Origin of the sequence: Bradyrhizobium sp. SZCCHNR1051 (assembly GCF_032489615.1) — a bacterium.
Taxonomy (GTDB): domain Bacteria; phylum Pseudomonadota; class Alphaproteobacteria; order Rhizobiales; family Xanthobacteraceae; genus Bradyrhizobium.
The window spans coordinates 127271-146566 of record NZ_JAUEYJ010000003.1 but is presented as its reverse complement, the minus strand read 5'-3'; the positions used below and the strand labels follow the sequence as shown (position 1 = coordinate 146566).

Genomic DNA, 19296 nt, shown 5'->3' with positions numbered 1-19296 from the left:
TTGATTTGACGCTGTGATTACACCGCGCGAATGCCCGAATTTGGTTTCAATTGGTTGAAAGGGTGGCCCGGAACCATATTGATGAACAGCTGTTAACCGACATGACCAACAGGAGGGAGCTGTGAACCTCGTCGTGGTTTCGAATCGGGTGGCCCGTGGCAAAGCCAATGAGCCAATGACCGGCGGACTTGCGGCAGCATTGCTGCCCGTTGTGGAGAAATCGGGGGCAGTATGGGTGGGTTCCTCGGGTCGGGTGCGCGACGGCGCGCAGACGGAACCGATCGCGGAGATCGAGCAGATCGGTGAAGGCGCGCTCGCGCTGCTGGATCTGCCGGCTGCGCATTATGCCGGCTACTACGAAGGTTTCGCCAATTCGGCGCTGTGGCCGGCGCTGCATTCACGCAGCGATCTGATCAGCGTCTCGCATGATGATTATCGCTCCTATCGCGAGGTCAACGCCTTCGTGGCGCGCGCGCTGCTCCGGTTCCAGAAGCCGGACACCTTGTTCTGGATCCAGGACTATCACTTCCTGTCGCTCGGCGCGGAGTTGCGCACGCTGGGCGTGAAGAGCCCGATCGGCTTCTTCCTGCATACGCCGTGGCCCGCGCGCAGCGTCATCGACAGCGTGCCGAATCACCGCGATCTCGTCACCGCGATGCTCGCCTATGATCTGATCGGCTTCCAGACCGAGGATGATCGCGAGAATTTCACCGCCTGCATCCGCGCCGATCTCGGCTTGCAGGTGCGTGACGGCGTGGTCAGGTCGCTGCACGGCCGCACACGTCTGGCCGTGTTCCCGATCGGCATCGACGCCGACAAGTTTGCGCAGCAGGCGGCAAAGGCGGTGGCGCATCCGGATGTGTCGCGGCTGCGCCGCAGCCTGAATGGCGAGAAGCTCGCCATCGGCGTCGACCGGCTCGATTACTCCAAGGGTCTGGTCAACCGCATCAACGCCTTCGACCGGATGTGGACGATGCACCCGAGCCTGCTGCGCGCCGCGTCGCTGCTGCAGATCGCAACGCCGTCGCGCGAATCGATCGAGGCCTATGGCAATCTGCAGAGCGAGGTCGCGCGCCTCGTCAGCGAGGTCAATGGCCGCCATGGCGAGGTCGACTGGACGCCGATCCGCTACCTCAACAAGGGCTATGGTCAGGGCGTGCTGGCCGGCCTCTATCGCAGCGCCCAGGTCGGCGTCGTCACGCCGCTGCAAGACGGCATGAATCTCGTGGCGAAGGAGTATGTCGCGGCGCAGAGCCCGGTCGATCCCGGCGTATTGGTGCTGTCGAAATTCGCCGGCGCCGCCAACGAGCTCGATGCGGCGCTGATCGTCAATCCGCATGACATCGACGGCATGGCGCGGACGATCGCGATGGCGCTGTCGATGCCGCTCAACGAGCGCCGCATGCGCTATGAGATCATGATGACGAAGCTGCGCCGCCATTCGATCCAGCAATGGTTTGCCGACTTCGTCGAGGCGCTGCAGGACGGCGACGCTGCCGAGGTCGAGATCGAACCCCTGCCTGCCACTCCGGCGGGTTTTCTGGCCGGCCGCATGCTGTCGCCTGGCGCGCGCTATCACTGAACCGGACTTGCTCCTCGCCGCTCCGTGCGGCGAGGCTCAATGGCAGTAGGAGACGCCGTCGAGCACGGCGCAGCGCAGCTTGTTCGGCGAGCTCGGATTGTCCATCGGCACCATCCCGTTGCCCTGTCCGACGAACACGCCGGGTCCCACCACCACGGATGCCTTGTTGCCGACGATGACGGACGGGTGCGGCTTCAGGCTCGACTTCGTCCCGTCCGGCCACAGGATCGCATCGCCCTGCCAGATCCCCTTGCGGCCGTCGTCGCAGGTCACGTCGACGCCCTGCTTGGTGCAATGATCTGCGCGGGCCGGGCCGGCGGCGAGGCTGAGCACCGCCGTCAGCAGGATGGCGAGACGGGCAGGGGAGGATGACGGCATCGCGAATCCCTCAGTCGGCAGCCGGGACCGACGGGCTGCAAAACAGTGGTCGTGCCGCCCGGCCGGTCGGTTCATGATGGGCCGGCCGGGCGGCATGGCCTCCTGATTGAGCCCGCGACCAGGGCGGATTGATGATTTTTATCAGCGATTTGGGGGAAATTTAGCCCTTGAGCCCCCGCCCGGCTTGCAAAACGCCGCCGACCCCGCCAAGAGAGGGCCGCTGGAGAGATGGCCGAGTGGCTTAAGGCGCACGCTTGGAAAGCGTGTGTGCGGGAAACCGTACCGTGGGTTCGAATCCCACTCTCTCCGCCAGTCACCCATCCCAGCCATTCCCAAAACCTGCCAAAATGCTTGTTTAACAATGCATTAGGTGGTGGAATCGTTACCGGCCCTTCCCAGGATGACCCATCCAAACCCGGTCTGGACCGGGTATGAAACCGGGTATCGGGCCGAGCTGACCGGGTATCGCGGGTGAGATCATGCTGACTGACGTCCAGATCCGGAAAGCCAAGGCGGCGGACAGGCCCTACAAGCTCACCGACGGCGGAGGCCTCCACGTCTACGTCTCCGCTGCCGGCGGCAAGTTATGGCGCCTGCGCTACGAGTTCGATGGCAAGGAGAAGCTGCTTTCGCTCGGACCGTATCCCTCGGTCGGTCTCGCCGAAGCCAGGGACGCGGCGGCAAGCGCCAAGCGCTTTCTTCGAGAGGGGCGGGATCCTGCCGTCGAGAAGCGGCTCAGGCGCCTCCAGGTCGCCACGAGCCAATCGTCGACGTTCGAGGCGATTGCCCGCGAATGGCATGATCTGAACAAGGGGCATTGGGTCGAGCAGCATGCCTTCGACGTTCTCCATTCCCTGGAGCGGGACGTGTTTCCCGATCTCGGCACCATCCCGATCAGGGATATCACTGCGGCCAACGTCATTGCTGTTCTACGTCAGATCGAGGGGCGTCCCGCGGTCGAGACTGCGCGCCGCGTCCGCCAGCGGATGTCGGCGGTCTTCGTCTACGCCATCGCATCGGGCCGTGCCGAGAACGATCCCGCCGCCGCAGTACAGAAGGCGATGAAGCCACTGAAGAAGGGACGGCAGCCGGCCGTCACGGACCTCGAACAAGCGAGGATCGTCTTGCGCCGGGCGGACGAGACACCGGCCTCGCCGGTCACCAAGCTTGCACTGAGGCTTTTGGCGTTGACGGCCTTACGGCCGGGAACGCTGATTGCGGCGCCCTGGGCAGAGTTCGAAGATCTAGATCCCAAATCTCCGATCTGGGTGGTGCCGGCCGAGCGGATGAAGCTCCGTCTCCAGTACAAGGATGATCAGAGCAGAGATCACCTGGTGCCGCTCTCGACCCAGGCTCGCGATGTCCTTCGCGCCCTTCGCGAGCTCACGGGGCGAACACCCTATCTCTTCCCCAACCAGCGACATGCTCATCGTCCGGCCAGCGAGAATGCGATCGGCTACTTGCTGAACCGTGCTGGCTACCATCATCGCCACGTCCCGCACGGCTGGCGGGCGACGTTCTCGACGGTGATGAACGAGCGCTACAAGCACGATCGGCACATCATCGATCTGATGTTGGCACACGTGCCCAAGAATGCGGTCGAGGGCGCTTATAACCGGGCCGAGCACCTCGACCGCCGCATCGAGCTGGCGCAGGCCTGGGCTGACCTGCTGATGGTCGACCAGATGCAGATCGGGGATATCCTCAGTCTTCGGCGTTCGCCGAAGCCGGGACGCGAGATGGCGGCAATGATTTGATCCAGGCGTCGATATCGGACTGCAGCCAGCGTACGGTGTTTGGACCGAGACTGCGAGGAACGGGGAAAGTGCCGTCGGCGATACGTCGATAGATCGTGGACGTGCCTAGCCCGGTTTTTTGTTTTACGTCGCGAAGCCGCAAAAGGCGCTCGTCCAGGTCGCCGATCATTCCAATCGCCTCACTACAAGTTTCACATAAACTGCTGCCGGGCTAAGGTTCTCGCCTTGCTCTCGCTCGGGTCCAACATTCCTTAGGCAGTTTGGCCGAGTCCGAGCAGTGCGAACAATGGCCTATTCGTACGCCAGAGCACTCCCATTGGGGCCTGACCGTGAGGCGTGATTGAGTGAACTGAGGTACATCACACTACGAATCTGAGGGGCGGACGTTCGAATCGTTCCGGGCGCGGCAAAATATCATCAGTCAGAACAAAACCGCGAAACTCGTTGGGTAGTGCCGGAGCCCGGACGCGGTCTGCAAGGCTGCTGACTTTGGAGGTGGCATTCCGAGAACCGCCCCACAATCGGCATCTTTGCTGCGGATCGGACTGGCCGATCCCACCTTTGCGTCCGGCTAGATGAAAGCAGGCGGCGCCCAATCGGGACGCCGCCTGCGGCGCAAGACGGGGCTGGCCGAGGCTGCTATGATTCCGGGTGGATTCGGATGCCGCGCCACCGACCGATAACCAATTTCCGCATTGGCCACGGGCGTTCATGCCTTGAGGCCCGCACACGAAGTCCGCTTTGTTCTGTCCCTCAGTTTCTGTCCCGCTTCTGTCCCAAAGCCCGCCCCATGTCGCTGAGCGCTGCCGACCGAACCCATCAGGAAGCACTGAAAGCCGCTCTTCAGGCAGATCGGAGCGCGCACAAGCTAGAAAGTCTTGCGGCAGGCCTTGTCGGACGGTTGCTTGGCATCTCGGTCGCGGTCGCTAAGTCGGGATTTCAGCACGGCGGCGATGCCGGTGCAGCTAGCCAGCAGGGCCGCCGATTCCGCTTGGAGTGTAAGAAATACGGAGACGACACCAGCCTTAGAGACCGCGAATTGCTTGGAGAAATTGATCATGCGCTGGCGCGTGACGAGGCTCTGGAGGCGTGGACATTGGTTGCCACACGGAGCGTCCCCGAGCAACTTGCGCAGGATCTTGTCCAGAAGGGCGAGCGGCTGGGGGTCCCAGTTCTAGTCATCGACTGGAAAGAGCACGAGCCTGCACCGCTCGCAGCTCTTTGCGCGTTTGATCCCGACCTCGTCGCAGTCGAATTCTCGAAGCGTGCGGCCGACCAAGCGCTTGCGCTCCAGCCCGTCATGGGCGAGGCCATCGCCGTCCTGCGCCGTAGTCTACAGGCCTGGTCACTTGGCTTCGAAACGCTGCGATCCCAATCACATCGCAAGCTGGAAGGCATCTGGACCTCGCGGCGCACGTCTAATGCCGAGTTGGGGCAGGACGCCGCGGGGGGCGCGCAGGCCAAGAAGGTGCGTCGCCTATCCGTTCACAATGCGCTCGACGCTTGGTGGCGTGGTCCAGCGCGCAACGATGCTCCAGCCGCAATCATCGGATGGGATGGTGTCGGAAAGACCTGGGCCGCGCTCGACTGGTTGAGCGAGCGGATGCCCGAGCACCCAATTGTCCTCACCGTTCCATCTTCCGCTCTCGCGCCTATGGCCGGGACTTCCGAATCGGCCTTCAAGCGTCTTCTTGCTGAGCGCCTCTGCGATCTCACCGGTATCCGCGATCCCGAGCATTGGTTGCGCCGCCTCGACTACTTGCTCAAACGGCCCAAGGAAGAAGGCCCTGTTCTCACTGTATTTTTCGACGGTCTCAATCAGGAGCCGTCGGTCCCGTGGCTATCCCTCCTTAAGGTCGCCCAAGGCACAGCGTTCGAAGGAAGGGTGCGAGTGATGCTAAGCACCCGACGGCATCACTTCGAGGAGAGACTCTCAAGCTTGCGCGGGCTTGTGGTCGCGGCAGTGCCAGTTGTCGTTGACGTCTATGACGCCGAGGCGGCCGGCGAGCTTGGTCAGATGCTCGCTTTCGAGGGCCTCACCCAGGCGGATTTGCATCCCGAACTCATTGAGCTGGCGCGGACGCCGCGTCTCTTCAAGCTGGTTATCCGTTTTCGCGATCGGCTCGTCGAAGCGGGGCAGGTCACGGTTCATCGTCTTCTGTGGGAATACGGACGCGATACCTTCGGGGATCGCGCCGGCAAATCCTTTAGCGAGGATGAGTGGCGAGCGTGGTTAGCCGAAATTGCCAAATGCTACCGCGGCGGCATTCAGGAATTTTCGCTCAAGAGCCTCGGCGAAACTGCAAGCCGGCCCGATCTCTCCGAGCGCGAGGTCTACGCCCGGCTCAGCGACATCATTGACGCGCGCTTTGTGCGCCCCGGACCGGCGGGCGTCATGCAGCTCAACCCGACCGTTGTTGCTCATGCACTTGGGGCGGCGTTGCTTGCGCATCTCGATGCGAAAAACTGGGCGACCTTTGCGGAGGCCGACGCCGAAGTCAACCAATGGCTAGACCCGATTGCCGGCCTTGATCAGCGCGCCGAAATTCTGCGCGCAGCCGTGTCGATCTTCGTTGAACGGGGCGGGCCGTCCACGACTCCAATTGGCGGCGTTTTGGTGACCGCTTGGCTACAAACCCAAAATGTTACCGACGGGCACCGTCGCGAGCTTGCCAGTCTCGCGGTCAGCGTTCCTGAAGCGCTTCTTGATGCCGTCGAGCATTCGAACGCGCATGCCCAGGCGTCCGCGCGACTCTGGGCTATCAGCGCGCTTCGTGCCATCCCGCGCATCGAAGGTCCGCAATTGATGACTATCATCGGGCGGGTTCGCACTTGGTTTTCGATCGTGTCACGCGAAGTCGACAACACGCCCAACGCGAACGAGGATTTTGAGCGGCGGCGCGCGCAGCGCTACCACAGTCGAATTGGAGTTGATGCGTCCGGGCCGCTGACTGTTCTGGGCGTCAGGCTTCAACTGGTGGATCGCGACGATGGTAGGCCGCAGACAGCTGCGCCTTCAATCCTTGAAGGATTTCCTCTGGCTAATATTCTGCCGTGCTTCGAGGCTATAGCGGTTGCTTCGGCTGTTCGCGGGCACGCAGAGGCATGGCAGGGCTTGAAATGGCTGTGCTACCTGAACGAGGTCGATCCCGAACCGACCGCCGCCTCCCTGCGCACTCTGTCTGTCGAGATCCGTGCGCGCCGGCCTGAGTCCGGGATTAATCCGGAGCTCTCTGCGCGTGCCGCTGCGCTTCTGCTGTGGCTCTCCGGCCAAGAGATCGACGAGGAGAAGGCGGCTGCCATCGACCCTGGCCTCGACCGGCAATTCACCTATGAGAAGGACTATCTGGAGAATCCAAGCCGTAGCCTTTTTGAGTTGGAACGCCGCCACGCAGCGATCGCGCTAGACGACAAAGAGAGCCATCTCCACAGCCGCCTGCAGCGCACCAGCAAGTTATGGCTCGACCCAACATTTCAGCCACCCTCCGGTTTGATCGACGAATTGCGCGCAGCCGCCGCAACTTTTGATGTCGAGAAGCTCCATCGGCAGATGGGGCACACGCACGCAGAGTATCAGTTTGAGGTAATGGAGCCAGCACTCGCCCGGTGTGTGCCTGACGCTCTCGTCACGTTGGTTCGTCGCAAATTGCACGCTTTCGCCTCATGCCCGCCGGAATCACGCTATTGGAGCGCAATCCACGCGAGCGAATCCTTCATTCTGGCGGGCGCGACCGAAGCGGCGGCAGCGCAAGCGTTGCGCGAGAGCGCACGCGACAAGGATGCCAACCACGAGGCCTATGCCGCAAGCGAACTGCTCAAGATCGAACTGGCGCATCTTGCCGATGCGCAAAGCCAGATCGACAAGCTGATCGCCGCTGACCTGAGATTTATCCCTGCCGATTTCGTCGAGATCGTGCGAACGCCGTCCAATGAGGATGTGGACGCTCTCATCATCCGGTATGCAGACGCACCCGCGAAGCAGCAACGCGATCTTATAGTGCTCCTGTCGTTTCACGGGTGCGCTTTTAGCGAAAACGCTTGGCAATGGCTCACCGGTTTGGCCGAACAATCCGACCACGAGTTGCGCCATGTCTTGTTTCGCATGCTGACCATGGCACATGCTGCACGTTTTGGGCGCATCCTTGCGACGAACGGGTGGGCATGGGATCCGTTGGCTCACATCTGGGTCAACCATTACGGCACTGACGCACTCATCAAAGCCGAACCGGCTCTGCCCTTCGACCAGCTGGCACCCCGGCTCGCTCCGTGGCTTCTACTCGAAGCGACGCGTTTGCGCGGCGCTGATCCGGCCGAAGTCCGTGTTGCTGCCGAAATTCTCGGTCACGTGCTCGCCGCCGAAAAAATCGCTGAGCCCGACCCGGGATCTACGCTAACGGTGGATCGCTCCGAGAAGAGATTTATGCCGTTTGTCATCTCTGTGCGGCCCAGGCCCAGTGCCGACGAACGGAGCAACCCGATGGCATCGTTGCGCGCTACGCTCGATGCCGATGCTCGCGCCAAAGCCTACGTGCGCGCGGTCGAAACCGCAACGGCGCGCATGGAGGAAGCGCGTAAGGCAGGAGCTAGTCTCTATCTCACTAACGTTGATGCGCTCGACATGGAACTCGTGGTCCTGCATGCCCCTGATATGCTTGATCGCTGGCTCGAAGGGGCGGGCGAGATCACCACCGATTTCCGGCGGCGGGTGCGCCTCGCCGAGACGGTTTTCCTTGCCCTATGTGAGGCGTTGCTCATTCACAATCCCGAACGCGGCGCCGCGCTGTGGCGCGCGCTGCGCATGACGATGGCCACTCGCTATCTTGGTGCAGCCAGCATCGACGAATTGCTGCATGTCATCTTTCGTGCGCCCGATTCACCGGCCGTCTTGTCGCTCCGAGACGAAGTCTTGAGCCTACAGCTCTGCCATTCGGATCGCGATCTCTTCGACGTCGCCGTTGCCGCGTCCTACAACGGCAAGTCCGCGTGGATAGCTGAATCCGTAGCGGCAGACCGCGCATCCCCGTTGGTGTGGCGGCAGCGGCGCGGCACTCTATTAGCTGGCCTTGGCACCGGATACGCTCTGCCGGTTACCGAAGCATGGCCAGAAGGTGAAATGCATTCGGACTGCGCCGGCATCCGGCGCAAGGCCGCGCGGCTGCGCTGGCGTGAAGCCTGCGCACGCCACTGGTGGCTTGCCTATCTCAAAGCCGATGATCCGGTCGAGGCTTACGCTGCATGGGTCCTCTTTCTGCGTTCAGCGGACGCACGCGCCTGGACCTGGATGCGCGATGATGTGGGAGTGCACTATGACAATAGCGACTTCTTTTCCCTTAAGCTCGCCCATGTGCAGCTCAATCGGAACGAGCTCAAGCGCGCGATGGACAAGCATCTCGACAGGCGCGACAAGAAGTTCCTCGATCATGACATCGTGGATGGTATCGGGCCTTGGGGTAAGGAGATTGATTCCGACTAGGCTATGACTTTATGAGCGTCTCAGCTTAATGCACACTCTTCGCGTCCCGCGCGCGCAAGTAAATTTGGGGGGGCGAGTTACGGCCCCCCCCGTGGCACCAGGTCTGGCGCTTGGTTTTCGAGGCCCCGATCTTGTGATTGAATAGAGTTAATTATTGCCCATGTAGGACTTTGTTAGCAGTCGTCTTTTGCGTTGCATGGCCTAAGATGCGACATCAATTGCAGGTAGCTGTCGGCAGCAAAACAAAAGGCGAATGTGCTATGGTGTGAAATAACCTTCATCCGCCATGTGTTTCTGAAAACGTAAAATTGATTCCCGGTTTTCCGCGAAAACTCGCTCACCTTCTGGATGACTGGGCATGGCATGACTTAACAGAGCTATTGCCATGCTTCCGTTCTCGATGCAGGCGGCTATGCACCTTAAGACAGCGAGAGAGTCGCTGCCATGAATGTAAATCAGCGAGAACTGATGGCCTTCCGGATGAGGGTCTCCTTCACGCAAGTGATCAAGAATAGATCGTTTGTTTGGGTGAGCGCCGAACTCAATTGTCCAGTCGTAGCTCGATTTTAGAAGTTTACCCAAATTGGGATCCACCGACGTCAGTTTTTGGACGGCGCGGTTCACCGTGAATCTTGCCTTGACCGCTTGGGGTTCTTCCTCCCGCCGAACCCAAACGTCACCGTCCGACTGGTCGTCGCCAATCAAGAAAGCATACGAGGCGCTTTCGATGCAGCCTCGGACTACCATGAATGTTGGCGGCGATTGACCTCGTAGCGCCGTGCTAAGCACAGCGAGATAGGACGCATGGGCGTTCATGCCCAGCAGGGCGATGGCCGGGTGAGAGCAGTAGGCTCGGCCGGTCACTAGGGTTCTGAAATGCTGGTCCAATTCACCGGCAAAGGCGAGCAAGCTCTTGTGCTCCACAAGGCTGTCACGCTCAGCGGCTTCTGCGGCCCTCAAATAGGCGTGGATGTCGGAAGAATCATTCATGTTTCGCCATTGCGCAGGTCTTGAAGCAGCGCGCCAATTTGACGTTACGACGTGCCGTCCATCTTTGTGCACCTAGTCAGGATGTTCTCGGGTACCAGCCGTAGTCGAGGATACCATCCTTGCTGTGCAATACGAATCACCAACTTTCGAACTTATCTCGAAAGGCGACCTTGTCGCCCTTGTCTACAGGCTGGAAACGCGGGTCGGTGTTGCCGCCCGGCCGGTTAACACGGTTGGCAAGCTCAGCATCTTTTCGAAGCCGTGCACTCAGTGTAAAATGCGTTCGCCGGCCCGGTCAGCGCGAAGACAGCGACGGTAGCGATAAGACGTTTCAGCATTGCGGTCGTCGAAAACGAATCCACATCGTGGGGAAACCCACACCGGGTTGCCGATTGACCCATCGCGCGGTGGCTAGCCCCCGCGGGCGGTCGTCGCCGGGTGGCAATTAGGTCTCTGGCGGGCCCAAGACCACCGCGCGCCTCAGCCCAAATGGCGATGTGAGCCGCAATACTCACTGCGATGTGCGGCCTTCCATTCAGCCGCATCAGTCCCATGGCGAGTCACGAAGTTGCGACATGGCTTTCCGGCCTTGGTCTGTGCAGCACATAGTGCATGACCTCCGTGGAAGACCCATTCGCGATAGTCGGACTTACTGAGCCCAAAGTGCTCAGCTGCAAAACCATCCGGATCGCGAACGTACCGGTCGACGTCGCCCGTATTGAGATAGATGGTCTCGCCGCCGCAGGGATGGGCGAGGCAAGCTAGGCGTTCGCTCTGCAGGTCCTGTGAATTCAACGGCTCACCAGCAAGATATCTGTCTTGGTTCGTATTCATAGTGTCGCCTCCGTTGGTCTGGAGAAGTGATTCGGCAGGATGACCGAGGAAGGAGTCAGCTGACAAGCGGGAGAACGAGAATTTCAACGTGTACAAGCTGCCGAGCGGTAGTTCATTGCTCCGGATGCTGCCGTCGATGGTGTCGCTCGCCGGAGGCACTCGCGTTCGGGACTGTCGCTGCGCGGCACCGCTATCACTGTCCCGAATGCGGGTGCCTTGTTGACCGGTCTCGCGACGGCACTCGGTCCCGGGTCCCTCCGCTGACGCGGCGGCCGCGATGCTGACCCTCCTGCGGGTGCCTTCTCTGTCTTCGCTCCGCTCGGGCCAGTTATTGTCAGCGTGAGGGCAGCCGGATCATCGATGACCAAAGGTCGTACTGTCTCCAGTGGGGAGAGGATCGACGGAAAATTCGGGCCGTTACATCGGCGCGTCAGGTCCAATTTCTCTGAATATTCTAGGGCCCTATGAGCTTCGGAATCGGTCATTCATTTCAGGCGTGGTAAAATACGAAAAGCGCGCGACGAATGTCGCGTAGCTCGCCGGCCGCGACACCAGCTTCGGAGCCGGCCGCCGCGCCGGCGCTGGCTCGTCTGCTTGGCGCGCTCCTTGGCGACGGGAGACGCGCACCGCTCGCCTGGTCTGAGGCCGTTACCAGGCTTGAGAGAAAGAGATGCTCTGTCTCGAAGCGCGTGCCGTCTTCGGCCAAGCCCCGGAACGAAAAACAGACCACGGCGCTCTTCTCCTGATGCCAGTTGAGAAGAACGCCCCCCGAGCGTGGCGAAAGAGGAATCGGCGTGAGTTCAAACGTCAGCTCGCCAAAGGCGTCGATGCCGATGGTTGCCGAAGCCTCCACGGTGCCACCTTCGAGCGAGAGCGTGCCTGAAAATAGCCCTCGGCTCGGCCAAAGGCGTGCCGCTCATAGCGTCTCCAATCCTGGATGGCGCGCCGCGCTACGTGCATGGAGCTGATCGACGAACGGGCCGAACGCTCCGCTTAGTTCCGATCGCGGACGCTCTATGAAGTCGTGCGCCTCGAACAGCTCGAGGCCCGCCACGCCTCTTGGGGTGGAAACGCAGTTCTTTTCAGCATAAGGGGCTCTCGAAGTATGAACATTGTCAATCATTGCCATAATCGGGCTCGTACTCTCGCTGGCGTGTTTCCGTTTCGATGTGGTCGACGTCCAGCCCAACCGCTTGGATCGCATCGCGATTATCGAGGTGCAGGCCGCAGGATGTGCACAGGAATTCTTCCGCGACATAAGAAACGTCGACCAACTCTTCGTAGGGATCGTCTCCGTTGTCATCTTCGGAGACCTCCTCATCAAATTTAACGCCGGCCAAAAAGGAGCGTGACTTGCATGCCGGACATTCCGCCTCCCAGATGTGATCTGCTAGCAGCCTGAAGCTCGGCCGGATATTCCAGACGTCGACAGCAGCGGCACGGGCATGGGCTGCGTCGCGTTGCTTCTTCGCCAACGCGTTGAAGGCCTCGGCAGCCGTCTCGACCCGGATTGCAGCCGCTTGTTTTGTTGCATGCGTGTATTCTGCCAGCAGTGCCTTCGGGACCTTGGCCTTGTCGACGCCGAGCCAGGACTCGATCGAGCTTCCGCACCCCTCAAGAATAATTTCCACCGTGTGCCAATAACGGCCCTCCCACGACGAAGCGACAACGCCTTCGAAGGGAGCCTCACCGGAATGAAGCTCCGCGTTCCGCCTCTCGCTCATGTTGATGCAGAAGTTTTTCGTCTTCTCATTAAACCGCTTCGAAACGTGCGCAAGGCGTTCGAACAGGGTCTTGGCGGTGATGGTCTTGATGTCCGGGCTGACATTCATGCCTGCCGCAGCGAACAACGAGACATAGCTGTTCGGGTCGGCCACTAGGCACGGGTGGATTTTTGCGAGCGCCGCCTTGCCGACCAGTTCAAGGGCGAGAGAGGCCCAAAGCTGGTATTCGCCCATGGTCCCTGCTGCCTTGGCTGCCAGCGCCCGCCCGATATACGCCTGCGACTTTCCCATCAGAGCGTCTGCCGAGAGGGCCGCCACGATGGCGGGGGTCTTTGGATCCTGAGTTTTCATTGGACGCTCACTCTCAGGAGTCTCCTGTCCTGCGAGGCTTCTGCAGGCCCGTGCCCGCGTCCATGCAAGACATTCCAATTATCAATCACGAGAACATCACCTGTACGCCAGGAAACAAGGGTCGGTCCGGCATCCCGCGCGCGCTTGGCCATGAGATGGAGTACCGTACCGCTCTCCATCCCCTGCGGCACCATGCAGCCCGCGTCATAGCGGATGAACGGCCGGGATCTGCCGCAGATTGTTGAATAGAAGGACTGCCTGCCGTTGCGGACGAGAAAAGGAGCGGCTTCAAGACGGGCACGCTCCGAGGCGCTGATCCGGAGGTCCCGGTATCGTGTCAACGTTGTTGGGACTGGAGAACTGCCTGGCGATGTGCACACGAGAATGACAAACCGGGGCGGTTCCAGCCGATATGCGCCGTCGGTATGCATCGGGAGTGGACCTAGCCCATGGATCACGCTGAGGGAGCGTGCCTTCGCGGCCATCTGCTTCCGTGGCGATAGCGTCTCGATCGTTCGTCCGGCTCTTCCCCCAATCGGATGGCCCAGCAGTCTCGCAACGGCCCCCGCCGCTGTATCGAGACAGCAACCCAGGTCTCCCACCGTGGTCTTGAGCCAGCCGTCTCGCAGCGCGCGGGCGCGAACGGCAGAGCCATCCGAAAGTAGCATTTCTGGCGCTCATGTCGGCTGCATTTCCGTAACTTACACAACCTAAAGCCGAGTCGTCGAGAGCTGCTCCGACGTGGAGAGCAAGGATTGTGGCAATTGGGCTGACTTCCAAATCAACCTCGGCGGCCGCTTTGCAACGTGCGCCATGCAGTAATCCGTCGCTCCCGCGTACGCTGGATGTTGGGATCGAGATCGGGATGTTGGCGGTGAATCTCGTCCAGCGCAACGATCGCCCGTACCCCGGCGCGGGCCTTGAGAACAAGTTCGATCTCGGCGTCCCGACAGTACGCCAGGGTATCAGGCCGGGCTGGCTCTTTGTCACGACTGAGTCACCAGAAGCTGTGGGTTCTGCTCCGTTTCATAGGAGCGGTCTTCCCATGCAGGCCAGGGTTGTGGCATACTTGAGTTGGTTCTCGGCAGGAGCCCGCCGCCCGTCATAGCGAAGCCGTTGAGGCGCTGCCCTTATCGATCGCTCCCGTCATGTCTTGTCGGGCTCGAGAGGTGGTTGACGGGCGACGCTTCGTTTAGAGCCGGGAGACCTGACATGTCGAACAATCATGTTCGTCCATCCTCAATCTCTGGCATCAAGCAGCTTGCCAAGCGCCTCAAGAAATTGGAGGGCGTTTCGCATATTGTTGCCTTGCATAAAGCCTCGATGGCTGCTGGGTTCGAGAACTACAGGCATGCCCAGCGAGCGCTTGGTGAAAAGCGCGCCACAGCCCAGCGCGCATTCGCTCTCTACATCTCCGTCCTCTGGCGGGATCGAACGACCAGTTCCTCGGGCTGCGAGATTCTTAAGATGCGGCTTGGCAAGCCGCTCGATGCGCTGGTGAAGCCCGCGCAATACAAGAACGGGCTAGCCGCGATGCGGCGCGAAGGTCCGGATCATCTTGCGGATCTCTACACTGAACCGTCGCAGGAGGCTGCGCGTGAAGCCGCCTGCAAGATTGCAAGGAAGATCCAGTTTATGGAAGCGACCGGGCTTGTTCCTTCAGGTGCAAATCGCTCCTTCCCCAAGGGATCCTTCCAAAATCGGATGCCTGGGTCTGACCATGATGCTGGTTGGTACGATCCGGTCGCGAAAGGCTTCATCCGTACCAGCGAGCCGTACTCCCGTGGTGGTGTGACGCCAGAGCAGCACGAATGGGCGGCCCGGCATGGCTGGGCTGTTGTCAAGGCACCGTGGAAGGGCATGTATCGGCCCGACGATGGCACGTCGCTCTTTCTTTTGGCTGACGTGTCGAAGGGATACTCGCTGGAGCCGCTGATCTCGCGATTGGCAGATGCTCCCCCTCCGATCGTGATTTCTGACTGGCAGGGAGAGTCAAGGCCGACGGCGCCCGCGTTCGTCAGTCCGGGCCGCATGGCGGAGATCGCGGCAAAAGCTCGCGAGGTCAAGACTCTCGGTAACCGAGCGCGACCAATAAACTCTACCGAGTACAATAGCCTTCTTTCGGGGACGCGGCGTTGGCCGAAGGCCCGAATGCCGATTGAACAACACAAGGCGGTTGGAAGGCTTCTGAAGTCCGTGCTGATCGGAACGAGAGGCCGTGCGGGCGTTTACCGCAGGATCGAGGCAATGCGTTGCGAGCTCGATAGTAGGGCCGAGCATGAGTACGGCCGTGACGAGCTTTCCGATGAGGTGTTCTTTGATCTATATTATCACGAGCTCCCGGAGAGCGATCCGCTCGCTGCAGTGCCAGGGAGTTTGCATCGGCATATTGCGAGTCTTGGCGAGATCAAAGCGATTCTTGCTCGACATTATCCTGAGTGCCCGCAGTTAAGGAAACTCCTGAAAAAAGCGGATCAGGCTATCGCATCGCTTCTAACGTGGAAGGTAGCTCCTCCTGCCGGCGACGAACCTAAGCTTCGACAGTCTGTGCGACCGGCGATGTAGCAGAGGGGGCGGCCTGAGCAGCAACAAACGTGCTGGTAGTGACTCACCTGGATTAGCCCGACTGGTCGAAGGCCAGTCGGGTCCTCACCGCGTAGACATCCGTCGCAACGCAAAAACGATCGAGATGGTATGGACCGATCTGGTCGGCACGCACCCAAGAAGGTGTTCCCAGCGTTGGCCAAAGACTTCATTGCTGTAGCTCCAATCCGTTCGGTCGACGGCTTCCATCCCTGAAGCATCGAATAAGGCGCGTTGGGTAAGCCACATGCAATGCGTTTGGCCGCAAATACACGAAGAGCAAGAGTGCAGGTCGGTTTGGCCGTGACGGGTTGGAAGTGGCGAGAGAGTTCCGCCGCGCCCGTCGCGGAGATCCGCGATGCAGGGACGGAGAGTTGGTGTGCGCGCCGGCGAGGGCCGGGCGAGCCTCTATGAGGAGATCACGAGCAAGATCATCGGCGAGCTGGAGAGCGGCCGTGTGCCCTGGGTTCAGCCGTGGGGGACGCGGGCGGCGAAGGCTCAGTTGGCGTTGCCCAAGAATGCGACCACGGGTCGGCCGTACTCGGGAATCAACGTCTTGATCCTCTGGGGGGCAGTCATTGAACGTGGGTTTGCCGGCCAGAGCTGGCTGACGTTCCGGCAGGCGTTGTCCCTGGGTGGGCATGTCCGCAAGGGCGAGCGCGGCGTCACGGTCGTCTATGCCGATCGTTTCGTGCCAACGGATGAACGGCAGCGTGCCCGCGAGGCCGGCGAAGAGGCACAGGCGATTCCGTTTCTGAAGCGCTTCACCGTCTTCAACACCGACCAGTGCGAGGCTCTGCCAGCGGACATCGCGACCGCGGCGTCGCCACCGCCGCTAGGGACGATCGAGCCTGTGGTGGAGTCGCTGATTGCGAAGAGTGGTGTCGACTTCCGGATTGGCGGCGATCGGGCGTTCTACGCGCCGGTGGAAGATTTCGTGCAGGTACCACCGCCTGCGGCTTTCTTCGAGCCGATCAACTGGCACCGCACGGCTTTGCACGAGCTCGCCCATGCGAGCGGTCATGCGTCGCGATTGGACCGTGATCTTGCGGGCCGGTTCGGCAGCCACAAATACGCCGTCGAGGAGCTGATCGCAGAAATCGCGTCCGCCTTCAGCTGCGCCGCGCTCGGCATCGTGCCGACCGTGCGCCATGCGGACTATATCGGCAACTGGCTCGATGTCCTGCGTGAGGACAATCGGGCCATCGTGCGGGCGGCGAGCCAGGCGAGCCGCGTGGCCGATTATCTCCTCGGCTTTGCACCGGATGTCGCTGGCCTCGCTCAGGCGATCGGACCGGATTGCGCCGCCGCGTGAGAATAGCGCTCTGGACGAGCTCAGGAGAGGAAGAGGGCGAGAGGTGCTCTGCGACGGGTGAAGGCCAGAGAGAGGCTCCGGGCCGCCCGTCGTGGAGAACCAACACATGACCAAGGCCGTCCAGAAGATCACTCTGTCGCCGTCGCGCGACATTCCCTTCAATAAGCTGGTGCTGAGCCAGTCCAATGTGCGCCGGATCAAGGGCGGCGTTTCGATCGAACAGCTGGCGGAGAGCATCGCCGAGCGGACACTATTGCAAAGCCTGAACGTGCGGGCCGTCCTCGACGATGAGGGCAGGGAGACCGGTATGTTCGAGGTGCCGGCGGGAGGCCGCCGCTACCGGGCGCTGGAGCTCCTGGTGAAGCAGAAGCGGATGGCGAAGACGCAAGCAGTGCCCTGCGTGGTACGCGATCAGGGATCGGCTCTGGACGACTCTCTCGCCGAGAATGACCAGCGCGTCGGCCTGCATCCCCTCGATCAGTTCCGCGCTTTCCAAGGTCTGCGCGACAACGGCATGGGCGAGGAGGAGATCGCGACGCGGCATTTCGTAACGGTTGCGGTCGTCAAGCAGCGACTGCGGCTGGCTGCTGTCGCTCCAGCACTTCTTGATGTCTATGCGGCCGACGACATGACGCTCGATCAGCTGATGGCGTTTACGGTGACGGCGGATCATGTGCGCCAGCAGGACGTCTGGGACAAGGTCAGCCGCTCCGGTTGCGATGCGCCCTACCAGATCCGTCGTCAGCTTACGGAGCAGACGGTGCGGGCGTTCGATCGGAGGGCTCAGTTCGTCGGGCTTGCCGCCTACGAGGCCGCAGGCGGGGTGGTGCTGCGGGATCTGTTCGAGGCCGATGACGGTGGCTGGCTGCAGGATGTCGCGCTGCTCGATCGACTCGTTGCTGAGAAGCTGCAGACGGAAGCGGAGCGGATCGGCGCCGAGGGTTGGAAGTGGATCGCAGCCGCCGTCGATTTCCCGTTCGGACATACGCATGGCCTGCGCGAGCTTCACGGAGAGCCCGCCGAACTCACCGCCGACGAGGAGGCAGTTATCGAAGCGCTGCGGACCGAGCAGGCCAAGCTCGAGGCGGACTATGGCCAGGCCGACGAGCTACCCGAGGACGTGGCGTCTCGGTGAGATCGAGGCGGCGCTGCAGTCGTTCGACGATCGGCCGATGATCTACGATCGAGCCGAGATGGCCCGGGCCGGCGCATTCGTCAGCATCGACTCCGAGGGCAGCCTCCGTGTCGCCCGTGGCTTCGTCCGTCCAGAGGATGAGGTCGCGGCGACCAGCGACGAGCCGAATGCCGAAGCTGGTGCCGGCGGCGATCGCGGGACCGGCGTTCCTGATGTGGCGGGCAGCGTACCGGCGCCGACGCCGACGATCGTGATCGGTAGCGGCGAGCGGGATGGGTCTGATGAGGACGGTGAGGATGCTGAACGCCCCTTGCCCGACCGGTTGATCAGCGAGCTCTCAGCCTATCGCACGCTCGCCCTTCGTGATGCGCTCGGCCGAGAGCCTTCGATCGCGTTTCAGGCGGTGTTGCACAGCTTCGTGCTGGCGACATTCTATCCGTTCGGTTCGACGCTCAATTGCCTGGAGATCTCGCTGCGTACGCCGAGCTTCCCGGCGCAGCCGCCCGGCTTGCAGGACAGCGCTCCGGCCAAGGCGATCGCCGCCCGTCACGCATCCTGGAAGGCGAAACTTCCTGCCAGCGACAAGGACCTCTGGGCAGCGTTGACGGTGATGGACGGAGCGGCGCAGGCCGAGCTCTTCGCCCATTGTGCGTCACAGGCGGTGAACGCGATCTTCGAGCCGGCCAACCGGGTGCATCAGGGCCGCCTGTCAGCTCACGGCGTCCGTGGCCGCCTCGAACAGGCTGACCGTCTGTCGCGTGCCATCGGGCTTGATATCGTCAGCGCCGGCTGGAAGCCCACCGTGGACAATTACTTTGGTCGCGTCACCAAGCATCGCATCCTGCAGGCGGTGCGCGAAGCGAAGGGAGAGGCGCCGGTTCAGCTCATCGCGCATTTGAAGAAGCCAGACATGGCGCGCGAAGCCGAACGGCTGCTCGAAGGTAGCCGCTGGTTGCCGGAGCCGCTGCGTGGCGCCGAGGCGGACATCACTCCGTCAGTCGAAGGCGCCGATGCCGAGAGCCTGCCGGCGTTCCTCAACGAGGATGAGGAAGCAACGGAAGGCGCAGACGAAGTCGAGGAGATCGTCGCCGCGGAATGACCCTTGCCGGGGGAGGATCGCCTCGGGCCCGGAGTAATCGTCGATGGAAGCCCAGCCAGCTCGGCCGGGCTTTTT

11 protein-coding genes, 1 tRNA gene and 1 pseudogene are annotated in these 19296 nt (G+C 61.5%); 7 read left to right on the top strand and 6 right to left on the bottom strand.

All coding sequences use genetic code 11. The features are described 5' to 3' along the window. Nucleotides 1-121 precede the first annotated feature (121 nt). A complete protein-coding gene (locus QW868_RS04345) occupies nucleotides 122-1582 on the top strand; it encodes a trehalose-6-phosphate synthase (RefSeq protein ID WP_315757256.1) in 1461 nt (486 codons plus the stop codon). A gap of 36 nt (nucleotides 1583-1618) precedes the next feature. Here the strand turns inward: QW868_RS04345 and QW868_RS04340 are convergent, their stop codons facing one another. Continuing rightward, nucleotides 1619-1960, bottom strand: a complete 342-nt coding sequence (locus QW868_RS04340; RefSeq protein WP_315811982.1) for a hypothetical protein — start codon at nucleotides 1958-1960, stop codon at nucleotides 1619-1621. A 222-nt stretch (nucleotides 1961-2182) separates the two neighbouring features. On the opposite strand from QW868_RS04340, the gene QW868_RS04335 reads away from it, so the two are divergent. Both QW868_RS04335 and QW868_RS04330 read left to right on the top strand, forming a co-directional pair. Next, nucleotides 2183-2272: transfer RNA gene (locus tag QW868_RS04335), tRNA-Ser, on the top strand. A gap of 167 nt (nucleotides 2273-2439) precedes the next feature. Then, nucleotides 2440-3717 (top strand): tyrosine-type recombinase/integrase, encoded by a 1278-nt coding sequence (locus QW868_RS04330; RefSeq protein ID WP_315764528.1) that lies wholly within the window; start codon nucleotides 2440-2442, stop codon nucleotides 3715-3717. Here the strand turns inward: QW868_RS04330 and QW868_RS04325 are convergent. Then, nucleotides 3665-3886: an AlpA family transcriptional regulator gene (locus QW868_RS04325; protein ID WP_315764526.1), complete on the bottom strand. Its 222-nt coding sequence runs from the start codon at nucleotides 3884-3886 to the stop codon at nucleotides 3665-3667. The two genes, QW868_RS04330 and QW868_RS04325, sit on opposite strands and share 53 nt — an antisense overlap. 621 nt (nucleotides 3887-4507) lie before the next feature. Between QW868_RS04325 and QW868_RS04320 the strand changes: the two genes are divergently transcribed. After that, entirely contained in the window at nucleotides 4508-9190 is a 4683-nt protein-coding gene (locus QW868_RS04320) for a hypothetical protein (protein WP_315764523.1), read from the top strand. 258 nt (nucleotides 9191-9448) lie between these two features. Here QW868_RS04320 and QW868_RS04315 read toward each other — a convergent pair whose 3' ends face one another. From QW868_RS04315 to QW868_RS04300, 4 genes are all read right to left on the bottom strand, one after another. Continuing rightward, nucleotides 9449-10180, bottom strand: a complete 732-nt coding sequence (locus QW868_RS04315) for a hypothetical protein (RefSeq protein ID WP_315764520.1) — start codon at nucleotides 10178-10180, stop codon at nucleotides 9449-9451. A gap of 480 nt (nucleotides 10181-10660) precedes the next feature. After that, on the bottom strand, nucleotides 10661-11014 hold the full coding sequence (locus tag QW868_RS04310) for a hypothetical protein (RefSeq protein WP_315764517.1): 354 nt from the start codon (nucleotides 11012-11014) through the stop codon (nucleotides 10661-10663). A gap of 490 nt (nucleotides 11015-11504) precedes the next feature. After that, on the bottom strand, nucleotides 11505-11867 hold the full coding sequence (locus tag QW868_RS04305; protein WP_315764514.1) for a hypothetical protein: 363 nt from the start codon (nucleotides 11865-11867) through the stop codon (nucleotides 11505-11507). A 262-nt stretch (nucleotides 11868-12129) separates the two neighbouring features. Then, nucleotides 12130-13089, bottom strand: a complete 960-nt coding sequence (locus tag QW868_RS04300; protein WP_315764511.1) for a hypothetical protein — start codon at nucleotides 13087-13089, stop codon at nucleotides 12130-12132. A 1212-nt stretch (nucleotides 13090-14301) separates the two neighbouring features. On the opposite strand from QW868_RS04300, the gene QW868_RS04295 reads away from it, so the two are divergent. The 3 genes and pseudogenes from QW868_RS04295 to QW868_RS04285 all read left to right on the top strand — a co-directional run bounded on the left by QW868_RS04295 (nucleotide 14302) and on the right by QW868_RS04285 (nucleotide 19221). After that, nucleotides 14302-15654, top strand: a complete 1353-nt coding sequence (locus QW868_RS04295) for a DUF5623 domain-containing protein (protein ID WP_315764508.1) — start codon at nucleotides 14302-14304, stop codon at nucleotides 15652-15654. Between the two features lie 376 nt (nucleotides 15655-16030). Then, the gene (locus QW868_RS04290) at nucleotides 16031-16987 is read left to right on the top strand and encodes an ArdC family protein (protein ID WP_315764505.1); all 957 of its coding nucleotides are present in this window, start codon (nucleotides 16031-16033) and stop codon (nucleotides 16985-16987) included. A 106-nt stretch (nucleotides 16988-17093) separates the two neighbouring features. Further along, nucleotides 17094-19221: pseudogene (locus QW868_RS04285) on the top strand (ParB N-terminal domain-containing protein). Nucleotides 19222-19296 lie beyond the last annotated feature (75 nt).

What these genes read in the sequence shown, in the direction of transcription:
- QW868_RS04340 (WP_315811982.1), bottom strand. Translation starts at nt 1,960, where the DNA reads ATGCCGTCATCCTCCCCTGCCCGTCTCGCCATCCTGCTGACGGCGGTG.
- QW868_RS04330 (WP_315764528.1), top strand. Translation starts at nt 2,440, where the DNA reads ATGCTGACTGACGTCCAGATCCGGAAAGCCAAGGCGGCGGACAGGCCC.
- QW868_RS04325 (WP_315764526.1), bottom strand. Translation starts at nt 3,886, where the DNA reads ATGATCGGCGACCTGGACGAGCGCCTTTTGCGGCTTCGCGACGTAAAA.
- QW868_RS04320 (WP_315764523.1), top strand. Translation starts at nt 4,508, where the DNA reads ATGTCGCTGAGCGCTGCCGACCGAACCCATCAGGAAGCACTGAAAGCC.
- QW868_RS04315 (WP_315764520.1), bottom strand. Translation starts at nt 10,180, where the DNA reads ATGAATGATTCTTCCGACATCCACGCCTATTTGAGGGCCGCAGAAGCC.
- QW868_RS04310 (WP_315764517.1), bottom strand. Translation starts at nt 11,014, where the DNA reads ATGAATACGAACCAAGACAGATATCTTGCTGGTGAGCCGTTGAATTCA.
- QW868_RS04300 (WP_315764511.1), bottom strand. Translation starts at nt 13,089, where the DNA reads ATGAAAACTCAGGATCCAAAGACCCCCGCCATCGTGGCGGCCCTCTCG.
- QW868_RS04295 (WP_315764508.1), top strand. Translation starts at nt 14,302, where the DNA reads ATGTCGAACAATCATGTTCGTCCATCCTCAATCTCTGGCATCAAGCAG.
- QW868_RS04290 (WP_315764505.1), top strand. Translation starts at nt 16,031, where the DNA reads ATGCAGGGACGGAGAGTTGGTGTGCGCGCCGGCGAGGGCCGGGCGAGC.